This is a genomic window from Methylobacterium gossipiicola (assembly GCF_900113485.1).
Lineage (GTDB): Bacteria > Pseudomonadota > Alphaproteobacteria > Rhizobiales > Beijerinckiaceae > Methylobacterium > Methylobacterium gossipiicola.
Window position 1 is genome coordinate 1 of record NZ_FOPM01000018.1, and the last position, 15,261, is coordinate 15,261.

General features: G+C 65.3%; 15 protein-coding genes. 4 read left to right on the forward strand and 11 right to left on the reverse strand.

Annotated elements, in window-relative coordinates; all coding sequences use genetic code 11:
- A partial coding sequence (locus tag BM249_RS15015; protein WP_143103779.1) for a transposase occupies positions 1-332 on the forward strand: 332 nt, incomplete at its 5' end.
- Between the two features lie 6 nt (positions 333-338).
- On the opposite strand, the gene BM249_RS15020 is transcribed toward BM249_RS15015, so the two are convergent.
- Entirely contained in the window at positions 339-911 is a 573-nt protein-coding gene (locus tag BM249_RS15020; RefSeq protein WP_244528777.1) for a polysaccharide biosynthesis/export family protein, read from the reverse strand.
- Between the two features lie 210 nt (positions 912-1,121).
- On the opposite strand from BM249_RS15020, the gene BM249_RS15025 reads away from it, so the two are divergent.
- Positions 1,122-3,395, forward strand: a complete 2,274-nt coding sequence (locus tag BM249_RS15025; protein WP_091973300.1) for a GumC family protein — start codon at positions 1,122-1,124, stop codon at positions 3,393-3,395.
- Positions 3,396-3,486: 91 nt separating this feature from the next.
- On the opposite strand, the gene BM249_RS15030 is transcribed toward BM249_RS15025, so the two are convergent.
- Positions 3,487-4,668: a GNAT family N-acetyltransferase gene (locus BM249_RS15030; RefSeq protein WP_091973303.1), complete on the reverse strand. Its 1,182-nt coding sequence runs from the start codon at positions 4,666-4,668 to the stop codon at positions 3,487-3,489.
- Between the two features lie 176 nt (positions 4,669-4,844).
- Here BM249_RS15030 and BM249_RS15035 point away from each other — a divergent pair, with 176 nt between their 5' ends.
- The gene (locus BM249_RS15035) at positions 4,845-5,894 is read left to right on the forward strand and encodes a polysaccharide deacetylase family protein (protein ID WP_091973305.1); all 1,050 of its coding nucleotides are present in this window, start codon (positions 4,845-4,847) and stop codon (positions 5,892-5,894) included.
- A gap of 50 nt (positions 5,895-5,944) precedes the next feature.
- On the opposite strand, the gene BM249_RS15040 is transcribed toward BM249_RS15035, so the two are convergent.
- The 5 genes from BM249_RS15040 to BM249_RS15060 form a co-directional block, all read right to left on the reverse strand.
- Positions 5,945-6,331 carry a hypothetical protein gene (locus BM249_RS15040; protein WP_244528778.1) on the reverse strand — a complete coding sequence of 129 codons (387 nt, stop codon included), beginning with the start codon at positions 6,329-6,331 and terminating at the stop codon, positions 5,945-5,947.
- A gap of 242 nt (positions 6,332-6,573) precedes the next feature.
- Positions 6,574-6,786: a DUF2842 domain-containing protein gene (locus BM249_RS15045; RefSeq protein ID WP_091973308.1), complete on the reverse strand. Its 213-nt coding sequence runs from the start codon at positions 6,784-6,786 to the stop codon at positions 6,574-6,576.
- A 136-nt stretch (positions 6,787-6,922) separates the two neighbouring features.
- Positions 6,923-7,687 (reverse strand): ABC transporter ATP-binding protein, encoded by a 765-nt coding sequence (locus BM249_RS15050; RefSeq protein ID WP_091973503.1) that lies wholly within the window; start codon positions 7,685-7,687, stop codon positions 6,923-6,925.
- 2 nt (positions 7,688-7,689) lie between these two features.
- Positions 7,690-8,442, reverse strand: coding sequence for an ABC transporter permease (locus BM249_RS15055; RefSeq protein WP_091973309.1), 753 nt, complete (start codon positions 8,440-8,442; stop codon positions 7,690-7,692).
- A gap of 6 nt (positions 8,443-8,448) precedes the next feature.
- Positions 8,449-9,453 (reverse strand): ABC transporter substrate-binding protein, encoded by a 1,005-nt coding sequence (locus tag BM249_RS15060; RefSeq protein WP_091973311.1) that lies wholly within the window; start codon positions 9,451-9,453, stop codon positions 8,449-8,451.
- Between the two features lie 362 nt (positions 9,454-9,815).
- Between BM249_RS15060 and BM249_RS15065 the strand changes: the two genes are divergently transcribed.
- The gene (locus BM249_RS15065) at positions 9,816-10,223 is read left to right on the forward strand and encodes a DUF3597 domain-containing protein (RefSeq protein WP_091973506.1); all 408 of its coding nucleotides are present in this window, start codon (positions 9,816-9,818) and stop codon (positions 10,221-10,223) included.
- 80 nt (positions 10,224-10,303) lie between these two features.
- On the opposite strand, the gene BM249_RS21375 is transcribed toward BM249_RS15065, so the two are convergent.
- The 4 genes from BM249_RS21375 to BM249_RS15080 form a co-directional block, all read right to left on the reverse strand.
- Positions 10,304-10,921 (reverse strand): DUF3226 domain-containing protein, encoded by a 618-nt coding sequence (locus BM249_RS21375; RefSeq protein WP_143103780.1) that lies wholly within the window; start codon positions 10,919-10,921, stop codon positions 10,304-10,306.
- Positions 10,918-12,027 carry an AAA family ATPase gene (locus BM249_RS15070; RefSeq protein ID WP_177232428.1) on the reverse strand — a complete coding sequence of 370 codons (1,110 nt, stop codon included), beginning with the start codon at positions 12,025-12,027 and terminating at the stop codon, positions 10,918-10,920. Before BM249_RS15070 ends, BM249_RS21375 begins: the two co-directional genes overlap by 4 nt.
- Positions 12,028-12,554: 527 nt before the next feature.
- Positions 12,555-14,180, reverse strand: a complete 1,626-nt coding sequence (locus BM249_RS15075; RefSeq protein WP_091973319.1) for a hybrid sensor histidine kinase/response regulator — start codon at positions 14,178-14,180, stop codon at positions 12,555-12,557.
- A 142-nt stretch (positions 14,181-14,322) separates the two neighbouring features.
- Positions 14,323-15,195: an ATP-binding protein gene (locus BM249_RS15080; protein ID WP_091973321.1), complete on the reverse strand. Its 873-nt coding sequence runs from the start codon at positions 15,193-15,195 to the stop codon at positions 14,323-14,325.
- Between the last annotated feature and the right edge of the window lie 66 nt (positions 15,196-15,261).

A 15,261-nucleotide genomic window follows, 5' to 3' on the forward strand; every position in this document is an offset into this window, starting at 1 on the left:
CGCCCGGTCAGGCCCATGAGCTGCCCCATGCGGTTCCGTTGCTCGATGGGCTGCCCGGCGTGCCCAAGTGGGTCGTGGGCGACCGTGGCTACACCAGCCACGCCTTTCGCGACCACATCTGGACCATGGGCGCACGGCCTGCGATCCCGCCCCAGCGCCATGAGGCGCCCGTCGCCTGCCCGGACTGGATCCACAATAACCGCAACCAAGTCGAGCGCCTCTGGGCCAGGCTCAAGGACTGGCGGGCCATCGCCACGCGCTACGAAAAGACCGCCGCCAGCTTCACCGGCGTCCTCTGCCTCGCAGCCGCCCTCGATTGGCTCAAGCGATGACACGCCCTAGAAGAACCGCTCCTTGATCACGATGGTGTCACCGGGGCGAACCGGATAGGTCATCGGCACGATGCCGGAGACGAGGCCGTTGCGCCCTTCGCGGGTGAGAACCGCGTAGTCGCGGGCCGCCCGGGGGCCGAACCCGGCCGCAATGGCAACGGCCGTCTCCACGGCCATGCCGTTGACGTAAGGGTACTGGCCCGAGGTCGTGACTTCGCCCAGGATGTAGAAGGGCCGGTAGGCATCGACTTCGACGGTGACGTGCGGCTCGCGCACGAAGCCCGCCGCGAGCTTGGATTCGACGAGGCGGGCCGCCTGGGCTGTGGATTGACCACCGACCTTGACGAGGCCGATGAGGGGCATCGCGATGTTGCCGCCGCCGTCGACGGCATAGATGTTCGACAGGTTGTCCTGCCCGAACACGATCACCCGCAGGCGGTCGCCCGTCGACAGGGTGTAGCGTGCGCCGATCGAGCCCGTCGTGGTGGCGTCGAGCTGCTCCGTCCGGAAGTCCGGGCGCAGGCAGCCGCCCAACGCGAAGGTGGACGAGAGTGCGAGAAGAAGTGTGCGTCGGTTCATCACCAATGCCGCCATGACCATGAATTGTGGTCACGTTCTATCGACGTATGGTTAAGGAAAGCTGATTCGCTCTCCGTCGGCGCGTTTCAATTCTGGGAGTCCGGGCGCGGGGAGTAGGCTTAACCTTTGGTCAACCCTAACATGATGGTGTCGCGCGATGGAGGCCAGCCTTGCGGCCATGACCTTGCACGAGCGGACAAAGATTTTCCCATGCCTCGCTCCCCGCTGATGTCCGTCGATCCGCCGGGGCCGCCCCAATTGGAGGCCGGCCTCGGTCTCGCGCAACTCGGCCGCCTCCTGCGTCGTTCGTGGCGCTCGATCGTCATTCCGACCATGGTGGCGGGTGTTGGCGCCGTCACCTTCGTGCAGATGGTGTCGCCCCGGTACACAGGCGAGGCAAAAGTTCTCCTCGAAAGCCGGGAGGCCGCGTTCGCGCGCTCGACCCAGGAGCGGGGCGAGCAGGTTGCACCCATCGATGAGCAGGCCGTAGCGAGCCAGGTCCAGGTGGTGATGTCCCGCGACCTTGCCCGCGAGGCGATCCGCCGGCTCAAGCTCGTGGGGAATGCCGAGTTCGATCCGGCCGTCGCCGAGATCGGACCCGTGCGGCGCTTGCTGATGATGATCGGCGCCACGGCGAACCCGTTGGAGCGAGCGCCCGAAGACCGTGTGCTCGAAGCCTATTTCGACCGTCTCCTCGTTTACGCGGCCGGAAAGTCGCGAATCCTGTCCGTGGAGTTCCGCTCGAAGGATCCAGAGTTGGCGGCTCTCGCCTCCAACACCATTGCCGAACTCTACATCGCTTCCTTGGAAGCGGCCAAGACGGACACGGCGCGCTACGCCTCGACTTGGCTCGGCGGTAACATCGAGACCCTGCGGACCCGTGTCGCCGAAGCGGAAGCCAAGGTGGAAGTATACCGTGCCCGCAATGGCCTCATCGGAAGCGGCACGGCCAGCCAGCCCCTGAGTGCGCAGCAACTCGGCGAGCTCTCGACACAACTCTCCCAGGCGCGTAGCGCCCAGGCCGATCTGGCGGGCCGGGTGAAGCTGATCAAGGAGATGATCAAGGACGGGCGCGTCTTCGAGATCCGGGATGTCGCCAACAACGACGTCATCCGCCGCATGGTGGAGCAGCGCGTGACCCTGCGCGGGCAACTCGCCCTCGAATCCCGCACGCTCCTGCCCGCGCATCCACGCATCAAGGAACTGAAGGCCCAGGTCGCGGACCTCGATTCCCAGATCAGGTCCACAGCCGAGCGCGTCGTGCGCACCATGGAGAACGACGCGCGCATCGCGGAGGCCCGTGTCGAGAGCTTGGGGGCAGCCGTGGATGCCCAGCGCGACGTGGTCTCGAAGGGAAATTCGAGCGAGGTCCAACTGCGGGCCCTCGAGCGCGAGGCTAAGGTCCAGCGCGAGCAACTCGAATCCTACCTGTCCCGCTACCGCGAGGCCTCGGCCCGCGATGCCGAGAGCGCGACGCCGGCCGATGCCCGCATCGTCTCGCGTGCCGTGGTGCCCAAGACGCCATCCTTCCCCAAGAAGGTGCCGATCATCGCGCTGGCGGTGCTCATGGCCCTGCTCCTGTCCATGGGCGGCGTCGTCGCCCGGCATCTTCTGACCGATCCCGGCGAGGTGCGGCGCAGGGAGCCGGAAGAGGCTGCCGGCACAGACGCGGCTGCCAGCACGGGCATGGCGGCGGTTCCGCCCGAACCCGTGCCCCCGCGCGAGGTCGCCATGGAAGCCTCACCGGCTCCGGAGCAGACACAATCCGCCGCGCTGCATCTCGCCCCTTCGACGGCCCTCGCCTCGGTGCCCGGCCGCTTCGACCTCGACGGCCTTCTCGCCCGCCTTGGCACGAATGGATCCGATGGCGTCGGCCATCGCATCCTGTTCCTTGAGGCTGCGGACGTGTTGGAGCACCACGTTGTCTTGGAGAACCTCGGAGACGACGCCGCGTCCGAGACCCTGCTCGACAGCTTGGCGGAGGCGCTCGCCGCCCGTGGTCGGACCGTTCTGCTCGACCTCAACGGTCCCGCCTGCGGCGTCGAGGATGTCGGACTCACGGATCTGGTCGCCGACGAGGCGGATTTCCTCGACGTGATTCAGCGGGTTCCGGGCTCGCGGGTGGACAGGATCCAGCGCGGGTACCTCGACTTGGCGGTCCTCACGGAGCAGAGGGAGGATCTCGACGCCACCCTCGATGCCTTGGCTCAAGCCTACGATTGGATTCTGTGCCGCCTGCGCCAGGAGGAGGGCACCGCGGAGGGGGCGGCCCTCCCGTCGCTTCTGGAGGTCGTGGGCGGCGCCATGGATACGGTGGTGATCGCCTCGAACCGGGAGGCTGACGACAATGAACTCGTCGGGCTCTACACGTTGGTCGAAGCGTCCGGGGGGCGCCGGATCCTCGTCGCCCGGGGCCGGGCCGTCGCGGAGATGTCGGATCGGGCGTTCGGTTCGGATTTCGAGCTGCGCCGTTCGGCCGCCTGAAGGTCTCCGTGAGGAAAGTCCGTCCACCGCTGCGTCCGCGGGTGGGTGCTTCGCATCCGCCGAACCTCGCCGACTCCGAGCGTATCGGTCTTCAGGGAAAGCTTTGCCCGCCGCCCCTGCGGCGCCTGCGCAAGCGCCCGATCAGGGCCATCACGCGGGGATTGCGCTTGATCCGGCGCTTGAGTCGAGCGGTGCCGACGGTCTTGAGAGCGAAGAGATAACCCGGCAGGGTCACGGGAACCGTCGTTTCGCCGAGTCTGATGGTTTCGTCGCAGGTATTGGTCTTGTAGCGCGCCTCGCCGACGCCGAGGTCGAGGGCGCGGCGGCCCCGCGTCGCCTGATCCCGAATGAGGTACTGCAGCAGGATGTCCCCCGGACTCGATCGGCTCACGGACGGGTCCTGATCGAACGACGTCATCATGCCGCTGTAGCGGTCCGTATCGACGGCACCGGCGAAGACTGCGAACACGCGTTCGCCCTCAAGGCCGACCAGGGCCGCGACCTCAATGGCCGCCTCTCCGGACCGGACGTCCCGGCGGGCACCGGCCGCGATGAAATCGCGGATGCGCGCGTCGGCATACGGGTTGGCGATGCCCAGTGTGGCAAAGCGCGCGGCCTTCTGGATGTAGAATGCGCCGAGATAGGCCGCAGCCTCCGCATCCGTCCGCGCGACTCGATAGGCCACCGGGCCGAACGCCTCGACGAGTTTCTTCTCCTTGGCGCGCAGCTTCTTGCGGGCGTCAGCGCTGAACACACGCTTGAGGGTAGCATCGGCATCGGGACCCAGGAGGAGGCCGTAGGCATCGCTCGGCGAAGGGTCGGCCTGGATGCCGAGGGGGTTGGCCGCCCCGTCCCAGAACAGGGGTTGATGCGAGAAAGCATAGACGTCAATGCCGTCGCTTCGGGCCGCGCTGCGCAGCCGTTCGACCAGATCCTCGGGCCGCAGATCCGCCGCCGCCGCCCGTGAGGCGAAGAGGGGCATATGGAAATTGGCGTGTCGGGCTCCGATGACCCGGGCGACGCGCAGGCCATACTCGCGCGCGACTTGGCAGGGGATCAGGGCCTGAGGCCGTCCGGAGCCATCGCGCAGCACGAACACACGCAGGGCGACATCCGGCTCCGATGCCGCGTAGGCCGCCACCCAGTCGAACCGCTGATACGGCGTGGCGAAGACCGTAGGATCGCTCTCCAGGCTACGCCACAGGGCTTCGACGGATGCCAGATCAGAATAGACCTCCGTCGTCGGCGCGCTGCGTGCCGTGTCCTGGATCATCTCCGCTCCACCGATTTGTACGCCGCTCGCCATGGACGTCGCCCCCGCTCAATCCCATCGATCTGTGGTTGCGAGGCTTAAACGACGGGTGAAGCGAGGGTGCCCACCTCACGGCGTGGGTAACGGAACCTTGCGGGTTGCCGAAGTAGCATCGTGAAGCCGCGTCCGGAGGTCCGATGTCCACAGCTCGCCGTCATCAGCTGTTCGAGGCCGGGTTCCGGGCCATCGCGCTGACGGGAGCCGACCGGTGGCTCGCCCCCCTGGCGCGGGGGCGGGGCGTGATCCTCACCTTTCATCATGTCCGCCACGAACCGCCGGGCGCCTACGCCCCCAACCGGATCCTCGCCATCACGCCGGCCTTCCTGGATCGGGTGCTCGTCCACCTCGCCCGGCGCGGCTTCGAGGTGATCGGCTTGGATGCTGTGCCGGAGCGGCTCGGGAAAGCCGGGACGGTTCCATTCGCCGTCCTCACCTTCGACGACGGGTATCGCGACAACGTCGAGCATGCCCTGCCGGTCCTACGGCGCCACGGCGTTCCCTGGACCCTGTTCGTGACGAGCGACTTCGCCGACGGGTGGGGACGCCTGTGGTGGCTCGAGCTGGAGCGGGCCATTGCGCGCCTCGTGCGGGTGCGCCTACCCGGAACGGACATCGACCTGCCTACGAGCACCAAAACGCAGAAGCTCGCGGCGTTCGAGGCGGTTTACCGCACGCTGCGCGCCGGAGCCGAGGACCGGCTGCGTGCGATCATCGCGGAGTTGTGCGGGCAGGCCGGATTTGCGGCGGGAACTTTGGCGCCCGACCTATGCCTCGATTGGGACGAACTGCGCACGCTCGCCCGCGACCCGGCGGTGACGTTCGGCGCCCATACGGTCAGCCACCCGATGCTCGCCAAGCACGACGCCGTGACCGTGCGCCGGGAGATCGAGACGGGGCGCGACCGCCTCGCCTACGAACTCGGCCGTCCCGTAAGGCACCTGTCCTACCCCGTGGGGGATCCGACCTCCGCGGGCCCGCGGGAATTCGCCCTGGCACGGGAGCTCGGCTTCGCCACGGCGGTGACCACGCGCCCCGGGCACCTGTTCCCCGGCCATGCGGACCACCTATGGGCCTTGCCGAGGGTGTCGGTGAACGGGTGCCATCAGAGCGAGGCCGCCCTCGCGAGTCTCCTGTCCGGCGTGCCGTTCCTCGCCTGGAACCGGGGGCGCCGGCTCAATGTCGACTGAGAAAGTTCTTGTTCTTCATCAGGACGATGCGCCAGGTTCCTAAACCGGGATCACCGGCGCCGATGACGGCGGTAATGGCGCCCGCCGCCGCCGGTGTCGAAGCTGGCGCTCTGGCGGCCGTGACGACCGTAGCGCCCCCGGCGGCTCCGTCCGCCGGTGTCCGAGAGGGCGGGCGGAAGGGCGGCGGCGATGCTCGACGGAATCGCCGCCAGGGCCGTGGCCACGGAGGTCGAGGCGGAGGCCGCGCCCTGGGCGAAGCCCCCGGCGACGTTCTTGGCGGCGGGGCCGAACATCGCGAGGCACTGGTTGTAGGCGAGATCGTTCTTCAGGCGCTCGCACTCGCCGACGGAGCGAGGCGCCCCCTGGGCGGCGGCGAGGCAGGGCGCGACGATGGCGAGGAGGACGAGGGTCGGGCGGAGGAGCATGGTGCGGGGCATCGACCTTCGACACGGGCGGATCGGGCGAGAGCGTGTGCGTCTCTGCCCGCCGAGTACGGCGAAAAGCCGGCACCGGAGGCTCGTCTCCACGGGGAACCCGGCGCGCCCGGAAAATAAGACCTTCAGGTCAGGAGCTTGGAGCTTGTTTTGAAAGGAAACATTCAACGCGTTGCTGTATCTCCCAGAGGAAGCAGCGCTTTTCCGGAGCCAACACCCCCGGGCGCGAAAAGATTCCGCCCGTCTCAGGTTTCCGGATCGGGGCGCTGCATCCACCGGATGAGGGGCATCAGGGGAAAGATCCAGGCGATGCCCAGGAGCGCGTAGAGCACGGCCTGCACGAGGGCCGGGGTCTGGGAGATGCGGCTGTCGGCGAGCGCCATGGCGAGGGGCGCGTAGACGATGACGAAGGCCAGCATCGTCACGGTGCCGATCAGGGAGCGGGTGCGGCGGCGCATCGGCTGGGTCCTCGTGGGTTTCGTACGGAAGATCGGCCGTTCCGGAGGCGCGACAAGCCCGGCGCGGGCGCGGCCCGCTGAGCCGGTCCACCGCCGGCACGGAACGGCGCGTCCCCCGGATGCGCCGGACGCTCCGTCACAGTTCCGCCGAACGGCCCGACAATTCGGCCCGCAACTGCCGGGCGGCCTCCACCAGGGCGACATCGCGACGGCGGCGGGGCCGGGGGACGGTGACGGCGAGTTCGGCCGTGACCCGGCCGGGGGAACCGGCCAGGACCACGACCCGATCAGCCAGGGTCACGGCCTCGTCGATGTCGTGGGTCACGAACAGAATGGTCTTGCCGGTCGCCGCCTGGATGCGCTGCAACTCGTTCTGCATGCCCTCGCGGGTGAAGCTGTCGAGCGCCGAGAACGGTTCGTCCATGAGGAGCACGTCGGGATCGACGGCGAGGGCCCGGGCGATGGCGACCCGCTGGCGCTGGCCACCCGAGAGCTGGTGCGGCCAGCGATGGCCGAGGTCGCCGAGCCCCACCAGGGTCAGCATCTCGCGGGCCTTGGCGAGGCGCTGGGCGCGGGTGAGACCGCTGCCCTCGAGGCCGAAGGCGACGTTGGCGAGGACCCGGCGCCAGGGCAGCAGGCGGGCGTCCTGGAACACCAGCGCCATGGGGGTGCGGCAATCCGGGCGGGGCTCGACGCGCACGGTGCCGGCGCTCGGTTCGGCGAGGCCGATGAGCACCCGCAAGACCGTGGATTTGCCGACCCCCGATTCGCCGACGATGACGAGGAACTCGCCCCGCCCGATGGTGAGGTCGAGGTCGGCGAGAATGGTGTTGCGCACCCCGTTCCGCTCGTAGGCGAGGCTCAGACCCTGGATGGCGATGATGGGCGAGGGGGGGGCCATGCTCACGCGCGCCACCGCAGGAGCCAGCCCTGGAGGGCGACGAAGCCGGTGTCGAACAGGCCGTAGAGGCCGGCCATGGTGAGCATGTAGACGACCACGATGTCGGTGGAGAGGAGGCTGGAGGCCTGCATCATGCGCGCACCCACCCCGGGAACGCCGAAGATTTCGGCGGCGACCACGGCCATCCACGCCTGACCCAGCGCCGTGCGCAGGCCGACGAGGATGCCGGGGGTGGCGGCCGGCAGCAGGATCTTGGTCAGCCGCGCCCAGGGCGAGCGGAAGCCGAAGGCCTGGGCGACCTCGACGAGGTCGCGGTCGACCCCGCGCACGGCGCCCTGCGTCGCGAAGAACACGATCCAGAACACCCCGATGGCGATGATGAACACGGCGGCCGAGGGCTGCACCCCGAACCAGATGATGGCGAAGGGCACCCAGGCGAGGCCGGGAATCGGGCGCAGTAGCCGCACGATCCAGGCGGTGAACGCCTCGAAGCCCGAGAACATGCCGCTGAGGAGGCCGAGGCCGATGCCGGCCCCGGCCCCGGCGGCGAGGCCGGCCACGTAGTGGCTGAGGCTCGACCACACGGCCTCGCCCCACACCCCGAGCTCGATCTCCCGCAGGAAGGCGGCGGGAATCGTGCTCGGCGGCGGCAGGAAGGCCGGGTTGATGAGGCCGAGGCGGGGGGCCGCCTCCCACACCATCAGGAAGGCGGCGAGCCCGAGGGCGGCGAGCGCCGTGGAGCGGAACGCTGTCATGATGGGTTAGCGCGCGGTGGCCTTCTCGTAGGGGCGGGGATCGAACAGGCCGTCGAGGGGCACGTCCTTGTCGAGGGTGCCGATGGAGACCTGATAGGCCTGCATCTGCTTCGTGGCGTCCACGATGGCGCGGGGATCGGCCGTGAATTTCGCCGCCGGGGAGGTGAGGGCCTTCTGAATCGTGGCGAGATCGGTGATGCCCTTGCCGAGCGCCGCCTCGACGGGCTTGGCCGCGCGGGCGGGATCGGATTTCAGGAGGTCCGTCGCCTTCACGACGGCCTTCACCAAGCCCTCGACGGCCGCCGGGTTCTTGTCCGCGAAGGCGCCGAACACACCGACCACGGTGCCGGGCTGGTTCGGGAACATCTCGCCCCCCGTGGCGATGAGCTTGATCGCCGGGTTGCGCCCCTGGACGATGGTGAGCGCCGGCTCGCGGATCGAGGCGCCGTCGACGGCGCCGGCCAGCATCGCCTGCTGCGTGGCGTCGATGCCCATGGCGACCACCTCGGCATCGGCCTTGTCGGCCTTGACCACCTGCCACAGCCAATGCTGCAGGGTGGTGTTGGGTACCGAGCCCGGCGGCTGCGTGGCGAGGCGGGCGGCGCGGCCCTCCTTGGCCTTGAAGGCCTTGAACGCCTCGGCCTTCGAGGCGCCGTTCGCGAAATAGGGGGCGAGTTTGGGGCCGGCCACGAACACCATCTCCTCGATGGCGGTGGCGGCGACCACGCGGACATCGATGCCCTTGGTGCGGGCGACGGCCAACGGCGCGATGCCGGCCACGTAGACGTCGATGGTGCCGGACGCGAGCGCCTGGATCATGTTCGGCCCGGATTCGAAGGTGGTGAAGGTGGGGGTGAGGCCCGCCTCCTTCAGCCAGCCCTCGCCATTGGCGACGAAGACCGGGGCGGCACCGATCACCGGGATCACGCCGACGCGCACGGGCACCGGGCTTTGGGCCGCGGCGATGCCCGTGAGGGACAGCATCATCGCGAAAACGGGCAGGAGGCGCATCGGGCAGGTCCGGTCAGGGGCGAGGGGGCGGCCGACGGCACGGGACGCCCCGAGGCGCCGCCGCACGAATCGATCGGGCAGTGGCACGGCGGACGGGATCACGCAAGAATTTGCTCAAGGTCCAGCGTGGGCAAACCGAAATTTGGAAGATGTTTTCGCGCGCGGGCGCGATGGCGACGGGGTTCACCCCTGGTGGCGTGGCCCGTGCACCGCCTCTCCCTGCTTGCGGGGAGAGGGGAACCGCGCATGAACGGCCCACCTTGCATCCGACCGCGCCGATCACGGGAACGGGAGCGGGCGGCCTCCGTTATCTCCCCGCCGCGGCCACCGGGCCGATGGCGCCAGAATCGGGAATCCGCACCATGAGCCTCCTCGGCAGCATCGTCAGCAAGATCCTCCACCCCTTCGGAGGCGGCGACGCCCAGGCCAAGCCCGCCGACGCCCCGGCCCCCACGGGCGGTTCCGATGCCCCCGCTTCGACGCCCGCCGGCGGCGGCGCGACGTCCTCCGGTCCCGTCGATGTCGAGCAGGTGCTCAACGACATGGCCGCCAAGAACGGCCAGACCCTCAACTGGCGCACCTCCATCGTCGACCTGATGAAGTTGCTGGACCTCGATTCCAGCCTCACCGCCCGCAAGCAGCTCGCCGACGAACTCCACTACACCGGCGACAAGGACGACTCGGCCTCCATGAACGTCTGGCTGCACAAGCAGGTAATCAAGAAACTCGAAGAGAACGGCGGCAAGGTCCCGGCCGATCTGAAAGATTGATCTCTAGGTTAAATCCAGCTGCTTTCACACTCTGGGATTGAGGAAGGTCCGGATTTTTATTCGGCCGGGCCTTCCCTGATCTATGATTTAAACATATTTCTTATCCACGCCAAAAATGGTTTGGCAGAGTCGGCTTCCGGGTCCAGCCATTTCTTGGTTATTGCAAGTCCCATAGGGGTCCCTGGCTCTTCATTCCAAGCTAGCCATGTGTGAATTTGAGCCTTTCTAGTATGCGGTTTTTTAAATCGAAGCATATCCTCAGGAATTTGATCCAGGGTTTGAACCGCATGAACCCAAAGTTTGTCGCCTGTTGGCACTAAGCAGCTTATGAAGTCTTCCAGCATACCAGAAAGTGAGTTATCTGGCATAATCCAAGCGCCGAAGCGAGGAAGGTTCTCTTCATCAAGCACAAGGCCTTCCTTCGGAGGGGTATCCGGACAGCTAGTGTAGCCTGTTCTCGCCAAAGACGCCTTGATTTTTGCCCACCGAGATTCCGCCTCGGCATCAGCATCAATAACGATGGCAACAGATTCTATTTCGCTTCCTTTGATGAGAACTGGAAGCGCCTTAAATAGATTGTCTATCCCTTTCTTTTCTTCGACTCTAAAATTTTCTTGCACATTATGATGTTTTAGTAGCGCCCATATCACGTGCTGGTCGTCTGCGCCCTCAACGAGTAAGTGCCTTCCTGTATTCATCGTACTTCAATCTCTTCCTCGTCGATAACGTGAATCTCCTCAGACGAAAATGTTACCGCTCGAAGTCCGAAATCTGTTTTCTCAATTCTAAATAATGAAGGGACCGCCCCAGAGGGTACTTGATCTGCGCTGCGTAAAGCACGAACACAATCTAAGCTATGGGTAGTTGCAAAAACTTGAATTTTATATCGAGATGATTGACGTGAAATCATTTCCCATAGAGTTGGTTGAACAGAGTAGTGGATGCCAGTTGCGATCTCATCTATTAATAAAGCTCCGCCTCTAGCTTTAATGAGTGCTAAGGCTATACTGAGTAAATGACCTGCTCCTTCCCCAAGACTCTTGAATGGGATTGGGCCACGGAATTGGGATACTTTCGCCATCAGCATTCGATCAGATCGACTGTCTGGTGACTGGACCATAACAAGCTTCTCTAAATTGGGAGCAATGATGCGAAGGGCGTCAACAACGTCATCTTCGTCGTCAGTGAGCGCCACACTGTCCCATAGCCGACCAATTTCATCCATCGACATTCCAGATGACGGCAGGAAGACAATGTCTCCTTCAATGTCGTCTCTCAATGCTCTGCGATTTATAACGCGATTGATTCGATCAAGAGGAAGGACGGCTTGTATTCCCTCCATTCGATTAAACGTAAAACCTGGAACGGTATCTGGCTCAGTATCGGGGGTAGGTGAAGGAATGTATCTAATAGAGGCATCCGATCCTCGTTCGACTCTTAGCCAAACAAACCTAACCTCAAGAAAAGGGCCGGAAGGTCCGCCGTCTATTTCAAAGTGACATTGCTCTGAGAGTTCAGGCCTCCCCCAGAATAGCGTATTGAAAGCTAAATCCCCGCCTGAGCTAGCTAGAGCTCTGTTAAAATTTTCCCGCCGCCCGAAGGTGTACTCCTCACGGTCGGACAGGAGGCTGTAGAGCTTGGGGCGTAGGTCTCCAACAAGCAATAACCTAATCGCTTCAAGAATCGTGGTCTTTCCGGTGCTGTTTTTTCCGACAATAAGATTAATGTCAGTTACTTCTGGAATTTTAAGTTCATCAATCGCCCGAAAATTTCGGATTGACAGAGCCTCAAGACGTCTGGCCATCGGGTGCATCCTATGTTCTCGCTATGAGATACCCGGGGATGGTCGGGGCTGCAACGATTGGGCATGCTGTGCGGAGAACCAAAATTATAAAGGGTCACCTATGGATAAAATAAAACATAAATTAATAATGCCCACATGAGATACTTATAAATACCGTTTATTAAGCTGTTGTCGCGGTGTTTTGATGAATGTTTGAGTGCATTGGAATTATTTTGGCCCAAATCTGCAGGAATTCCGGGGCTTGGTCTGTATTTTATTAATATTGTCGTTAAATTATAATGGAATATAGGCAAAAATTATAACAGAATGCTCGATATTGGAGCGTTCATTCAGGTAAAGCTAAGAGATAAGGCGGTCCAGCAGGCGGTAATTTTTCCCTTTATTGACTCCGCGGATAATGGTTTTGGGGCGCCTGTGCTCTCCACATCGCGGATCAAGAGATGCTGACGGTTGGAGATGACATAGAGTGAGGCGTTTCTGGGACGACCTTACTGGTGAAGCTCTAACACCATCCCAAAAAAATCAGTTCAGCCCACCCCGGTCGGCCCGTCGATGACCCGCCGGACGCGGCGGGCGAGTTCGAGGCGCTTGTAGGGCTTGTTGATCACCTCGAACTCGGTGCCGCCGGCATCCGTGCGTTCGAGGGAGGCTTCCGCGTAGCCCGTGGTGAGCAGCACCTTGATCTTCGGCTGGCGCTCCCGCGCGGCGCGGGCCAGCATCACCCCGTTCATGCCGCCCGGCATGATGAGGTCGGTGAACAGGAGGTCGATGCGCCGCTCGCCGTCGAGGAATTCGATGGCGGCGCGGGGTCCGTCGGCCACGATGACCTTGTAGCCGAAATCCTCCAGGATGATGCCCGCCGTCTCGGCGACGTCCGGGCGGTCGTCCACCACCAGCACCGTCTCGGTGCCGTGCCGGTCGGCGGCGCGCTGGGATGCCTTGCGCTCCTCCTCGATCTTCTGATCGCTCGCGGGGAACAGGAGGCGCACCGTCGTGCCGTGCCCGACCTCGGAATAGATCTTGACCGAGCCGCCCGACTGCTTGGCGAAGCCGTACACCATGGCGAGGCCGAGGCCCGTGCCCTTGCCCTCGCCCTTGGTGGTGAAGAACGGCTCCATGACCCGGTTCAGGATCTCCGGCACCATGCCGCTGCCCGTATCGGTGACGGAAACCACCACGTAGGCGCCGGGGCCCACCGTCTTGAACAGGTCCGCGTCCTCGTCCTCCACGAGGAGGTTCTCGGTCTTCACCGTCACGGTGCCGCCGCCCGGCATGGCGTCGCGGGCGTTCAGCATGACGTTGAGGAGCGCCACCTCCGCCTGGGTCGGGTCGATGCGGGTGTTCCAGAGGTCGGGCGCGAGGTCCTGGCGCAGGGTGACGTGATCGCCGAGCGTCCGCTCGGCCATCTCGCTCATGCTCTGCACGAGGCCGTTGAGGTTCAGGAGCCGGCCCTCCAGGCGTTGCTTGCGCGAGAAGGCGAGGAGCTGGTGCGTCAGCTTGGCGGCGCGCTCGGAGGCGTCCCGCACGGCCTCGCCGGCCCGGCGCATCCGCCCGGTGTCGAAATCGGACTGGTCGAGGAGCGCGAGCATGACCTCGTTGTGGCCGGAGATCACCTGCAGCAGGTTGTTGAAATCGTGCGCGATGCCGCCGGTGAGCTGGCCGAGACTCTCCATCTTCTGGGCCTGATGCAGGGATTCCTCGGCGTCGCGCCGGCGCGACACGTCGAGCTGCGACCCGAAGAAGTACACGAGGTCGCCCGAGCGGTTGAACACCGGCGAGACGAACAGGGCGTTCCAGAACGAGGAGCCGTCCTTGCGGTAGTTGATGATCTCGGTGGAGAATTCGCGCTGCTCGGCGATGGCGAGGCGCAGCTCGGCCACCACTTCGCGGTCGGTCTCCGGCCCCTGCAGGAAGCGGCAATTGGTGCCGATGAGTTCGTCGCGGGTGTAGCCGGTCATGCGCTCGAAGGCGCGGTTGACGAAGATGATCGGATTGTCCGCCTGGTGCGGATCGGTGACGATCATCGGCATCCGCGTCGTCTCGACGGCGGCGAAGAAGATGTCGTGATGCTGGTCGACCACGCCCGAAGGACCGCTGCCGGTGACGGGGGTCTTCGGGCCGTAGGTCTTGGGCTTCTCGGGAGAGGTCGGCAAGGAAGTCTCGGGGTCTCGATGAACGCCGGAGTCGCGAGACACTCCAAACACGCGGGCACTATATGTGCCGCCTCCGGGAAATAGCCATTGAACTAACGGTGACCCGCGGTGGGACGCCGAAAAGGTCGCACCCCGGTGCCGGTCAGGCGAGGCGCTGCCCGAGGCGCCCGGCGAGATCCTGGATGTACTGGAACGCCGTGCGCCCCGAGCGCGAGCCCCGGGTAGTGGCCCATTCCAGCGCCTCGGCCCGCACGGTGTCGGGATCGGCGTCGAGGCCGTGATGCGCCACGTAGGCGCGGACCATGGCGAGGTACTCGTCCTGGGAGCATTTGTGGAAGCCGAGCCAGAGGCCGAAGCGGTCGGAGAGCGACACCTTCTCCTCCACGGCCTCGCCCGGATTGATGGCCGTGGAGCGCTCGTTCTCCACCATCTCGCGGGCCAGGAGATGCCGACGGTTGGAGGTGGCATAGAACAGCACGTTCTCGGGGCGGCCCTCGATGCCGCCGTCCAGCGCCGTCTTGAGGGACTTGTACGAGGTGTCGTCGCCGTCGAACGACAGGTCGTCGCAGAACACGATCCAGCGATGGGAATCACCCCGCAGGGTCACCATGAGGTCGGGCAGGGCCTCGATGTCCTCGCGGTGGATCTCGACGAGCTTCAACGGCGGGGCGTCGCCCCGGCCGGCGTTGATTTCGGCCTGGACCGCCTTCACCAGGGACGACTTGCCCATGCCGCGCGCGCCCCACAGCAGGGCGTTGTTGGCCGGCAGCCCGGCGGCGAAGCGCCGCGTGTTGTCGGCGAGGATATCGCGGGCCCGGTCGATGCCCGTCAGCAGGCCGATCTCGACGCGGTTGACCCGCGGCACCGGGATCAGCCGGCGCTCCGGCCCCCACAGGAACGCATCGGCCGCCGTGACGTCGACGGTCGGCGCGGGCACGGGCGCGGCGCGCTCCAGGGCGACGGCGATGCGCTCCAGGACGGCGAGGAGCGCGGGGTCGGCGGACGAACGGGTCATGGCAAATCCCTCGGACAGGCGCCCGCTTTAGGCCAAATCCCGCGAAAGATCAGGCTATCCGGGGGA

Coding starts and splice junctions, on each gene's coding strand:
- BM249_RS15035 (WP_091973305.1), top strand. CDS start 4,845: ATGTCCACAGCTCGCCGTCATCAGCTGTTCGAGGCCGGGTTCCGGGCC.
- BM249_RS15060 (WP_091973311.1), bottom strand. CDS start 9,453: ATGCGCCTCCTGCCCGTTTTCGCGATGATGCTGTCCCTCACGGGCATC.
- BM249_RS21375 (WP_143103780.1), bottom strand. CDS start 10,921: ATGAATACAGGAAGGCACTTACTCGTTGAGGGCGCAGACGACCAGCAC.
- BM249_RS15055 (WP_091973309.1), bottom strand. CDS start 8,442: ATGACAGCGTTCCGCTCCACGGCGCTCGCCGCCCTCGGGCTCGCCGCC.
- BM249_RS15025 (WP_091973300.1), top strand. CDS start 1,122: ATGCCTCGCTCCCCGCTGATGTCCGTCGATCCGCCGGGGCCGCCCCAA.
- BM249_RS15070 (WP_177232428.1), bottom strand. CDS start 12,027: ATGGCCAGACGTCTTGAGGCTCTGTCAATCCGAAATTTTCGGGCGATT.
- BM249_RS15020 (WP_244528777.1), bottom strand. CDS start 911: ATGAACCGACGCACACTTCTTCTCGCACTCTCGTCCACCTTCGCGTTG.
- BM249_RS15050 (WP_091973503.1), bottom strand. CDS start 7,687: ATGGCCCCCCCCTCGCCCATCATCGCCATCCAGGGTCTGAGCCTCGCC.
- BM249_RS15030 (WP_091973303.1), bottom strand. CDS start 4,668: ATGATCCAGGACACGGCACGCAGCGCGCCGACGACGGAGGTCTATTCT.
- BM249_RS15045 (WP_091973308.1), bottom strand. CDS start 6,786: ATGCGCCGCCGCACCCGCTCCCTGATCGGCACCGTGACGATGCTGGCC.
- BM249_RS15065 (WP_091973506.1), top strand. CDS start 9,816: ATGAGCCTCCTCGGCAGCATCGTCAGCAAGATCCTCCACCCCTTCGGA.
- BM249_RS15040 (WP_244528778.1), bottom strand. CDS start 6,331: ATGCCCCGCACCATGCTCCTCCGCCCGACCCTCGTCCTCCTCGCCATC.
- BM249_RS15080 (WP_091973321.1), bottom strand. CDS start 15,195: ATGACCCGTTCGTCCGCCGACCCCGCGCTCCTCGCCGTCCTGGAGCGC.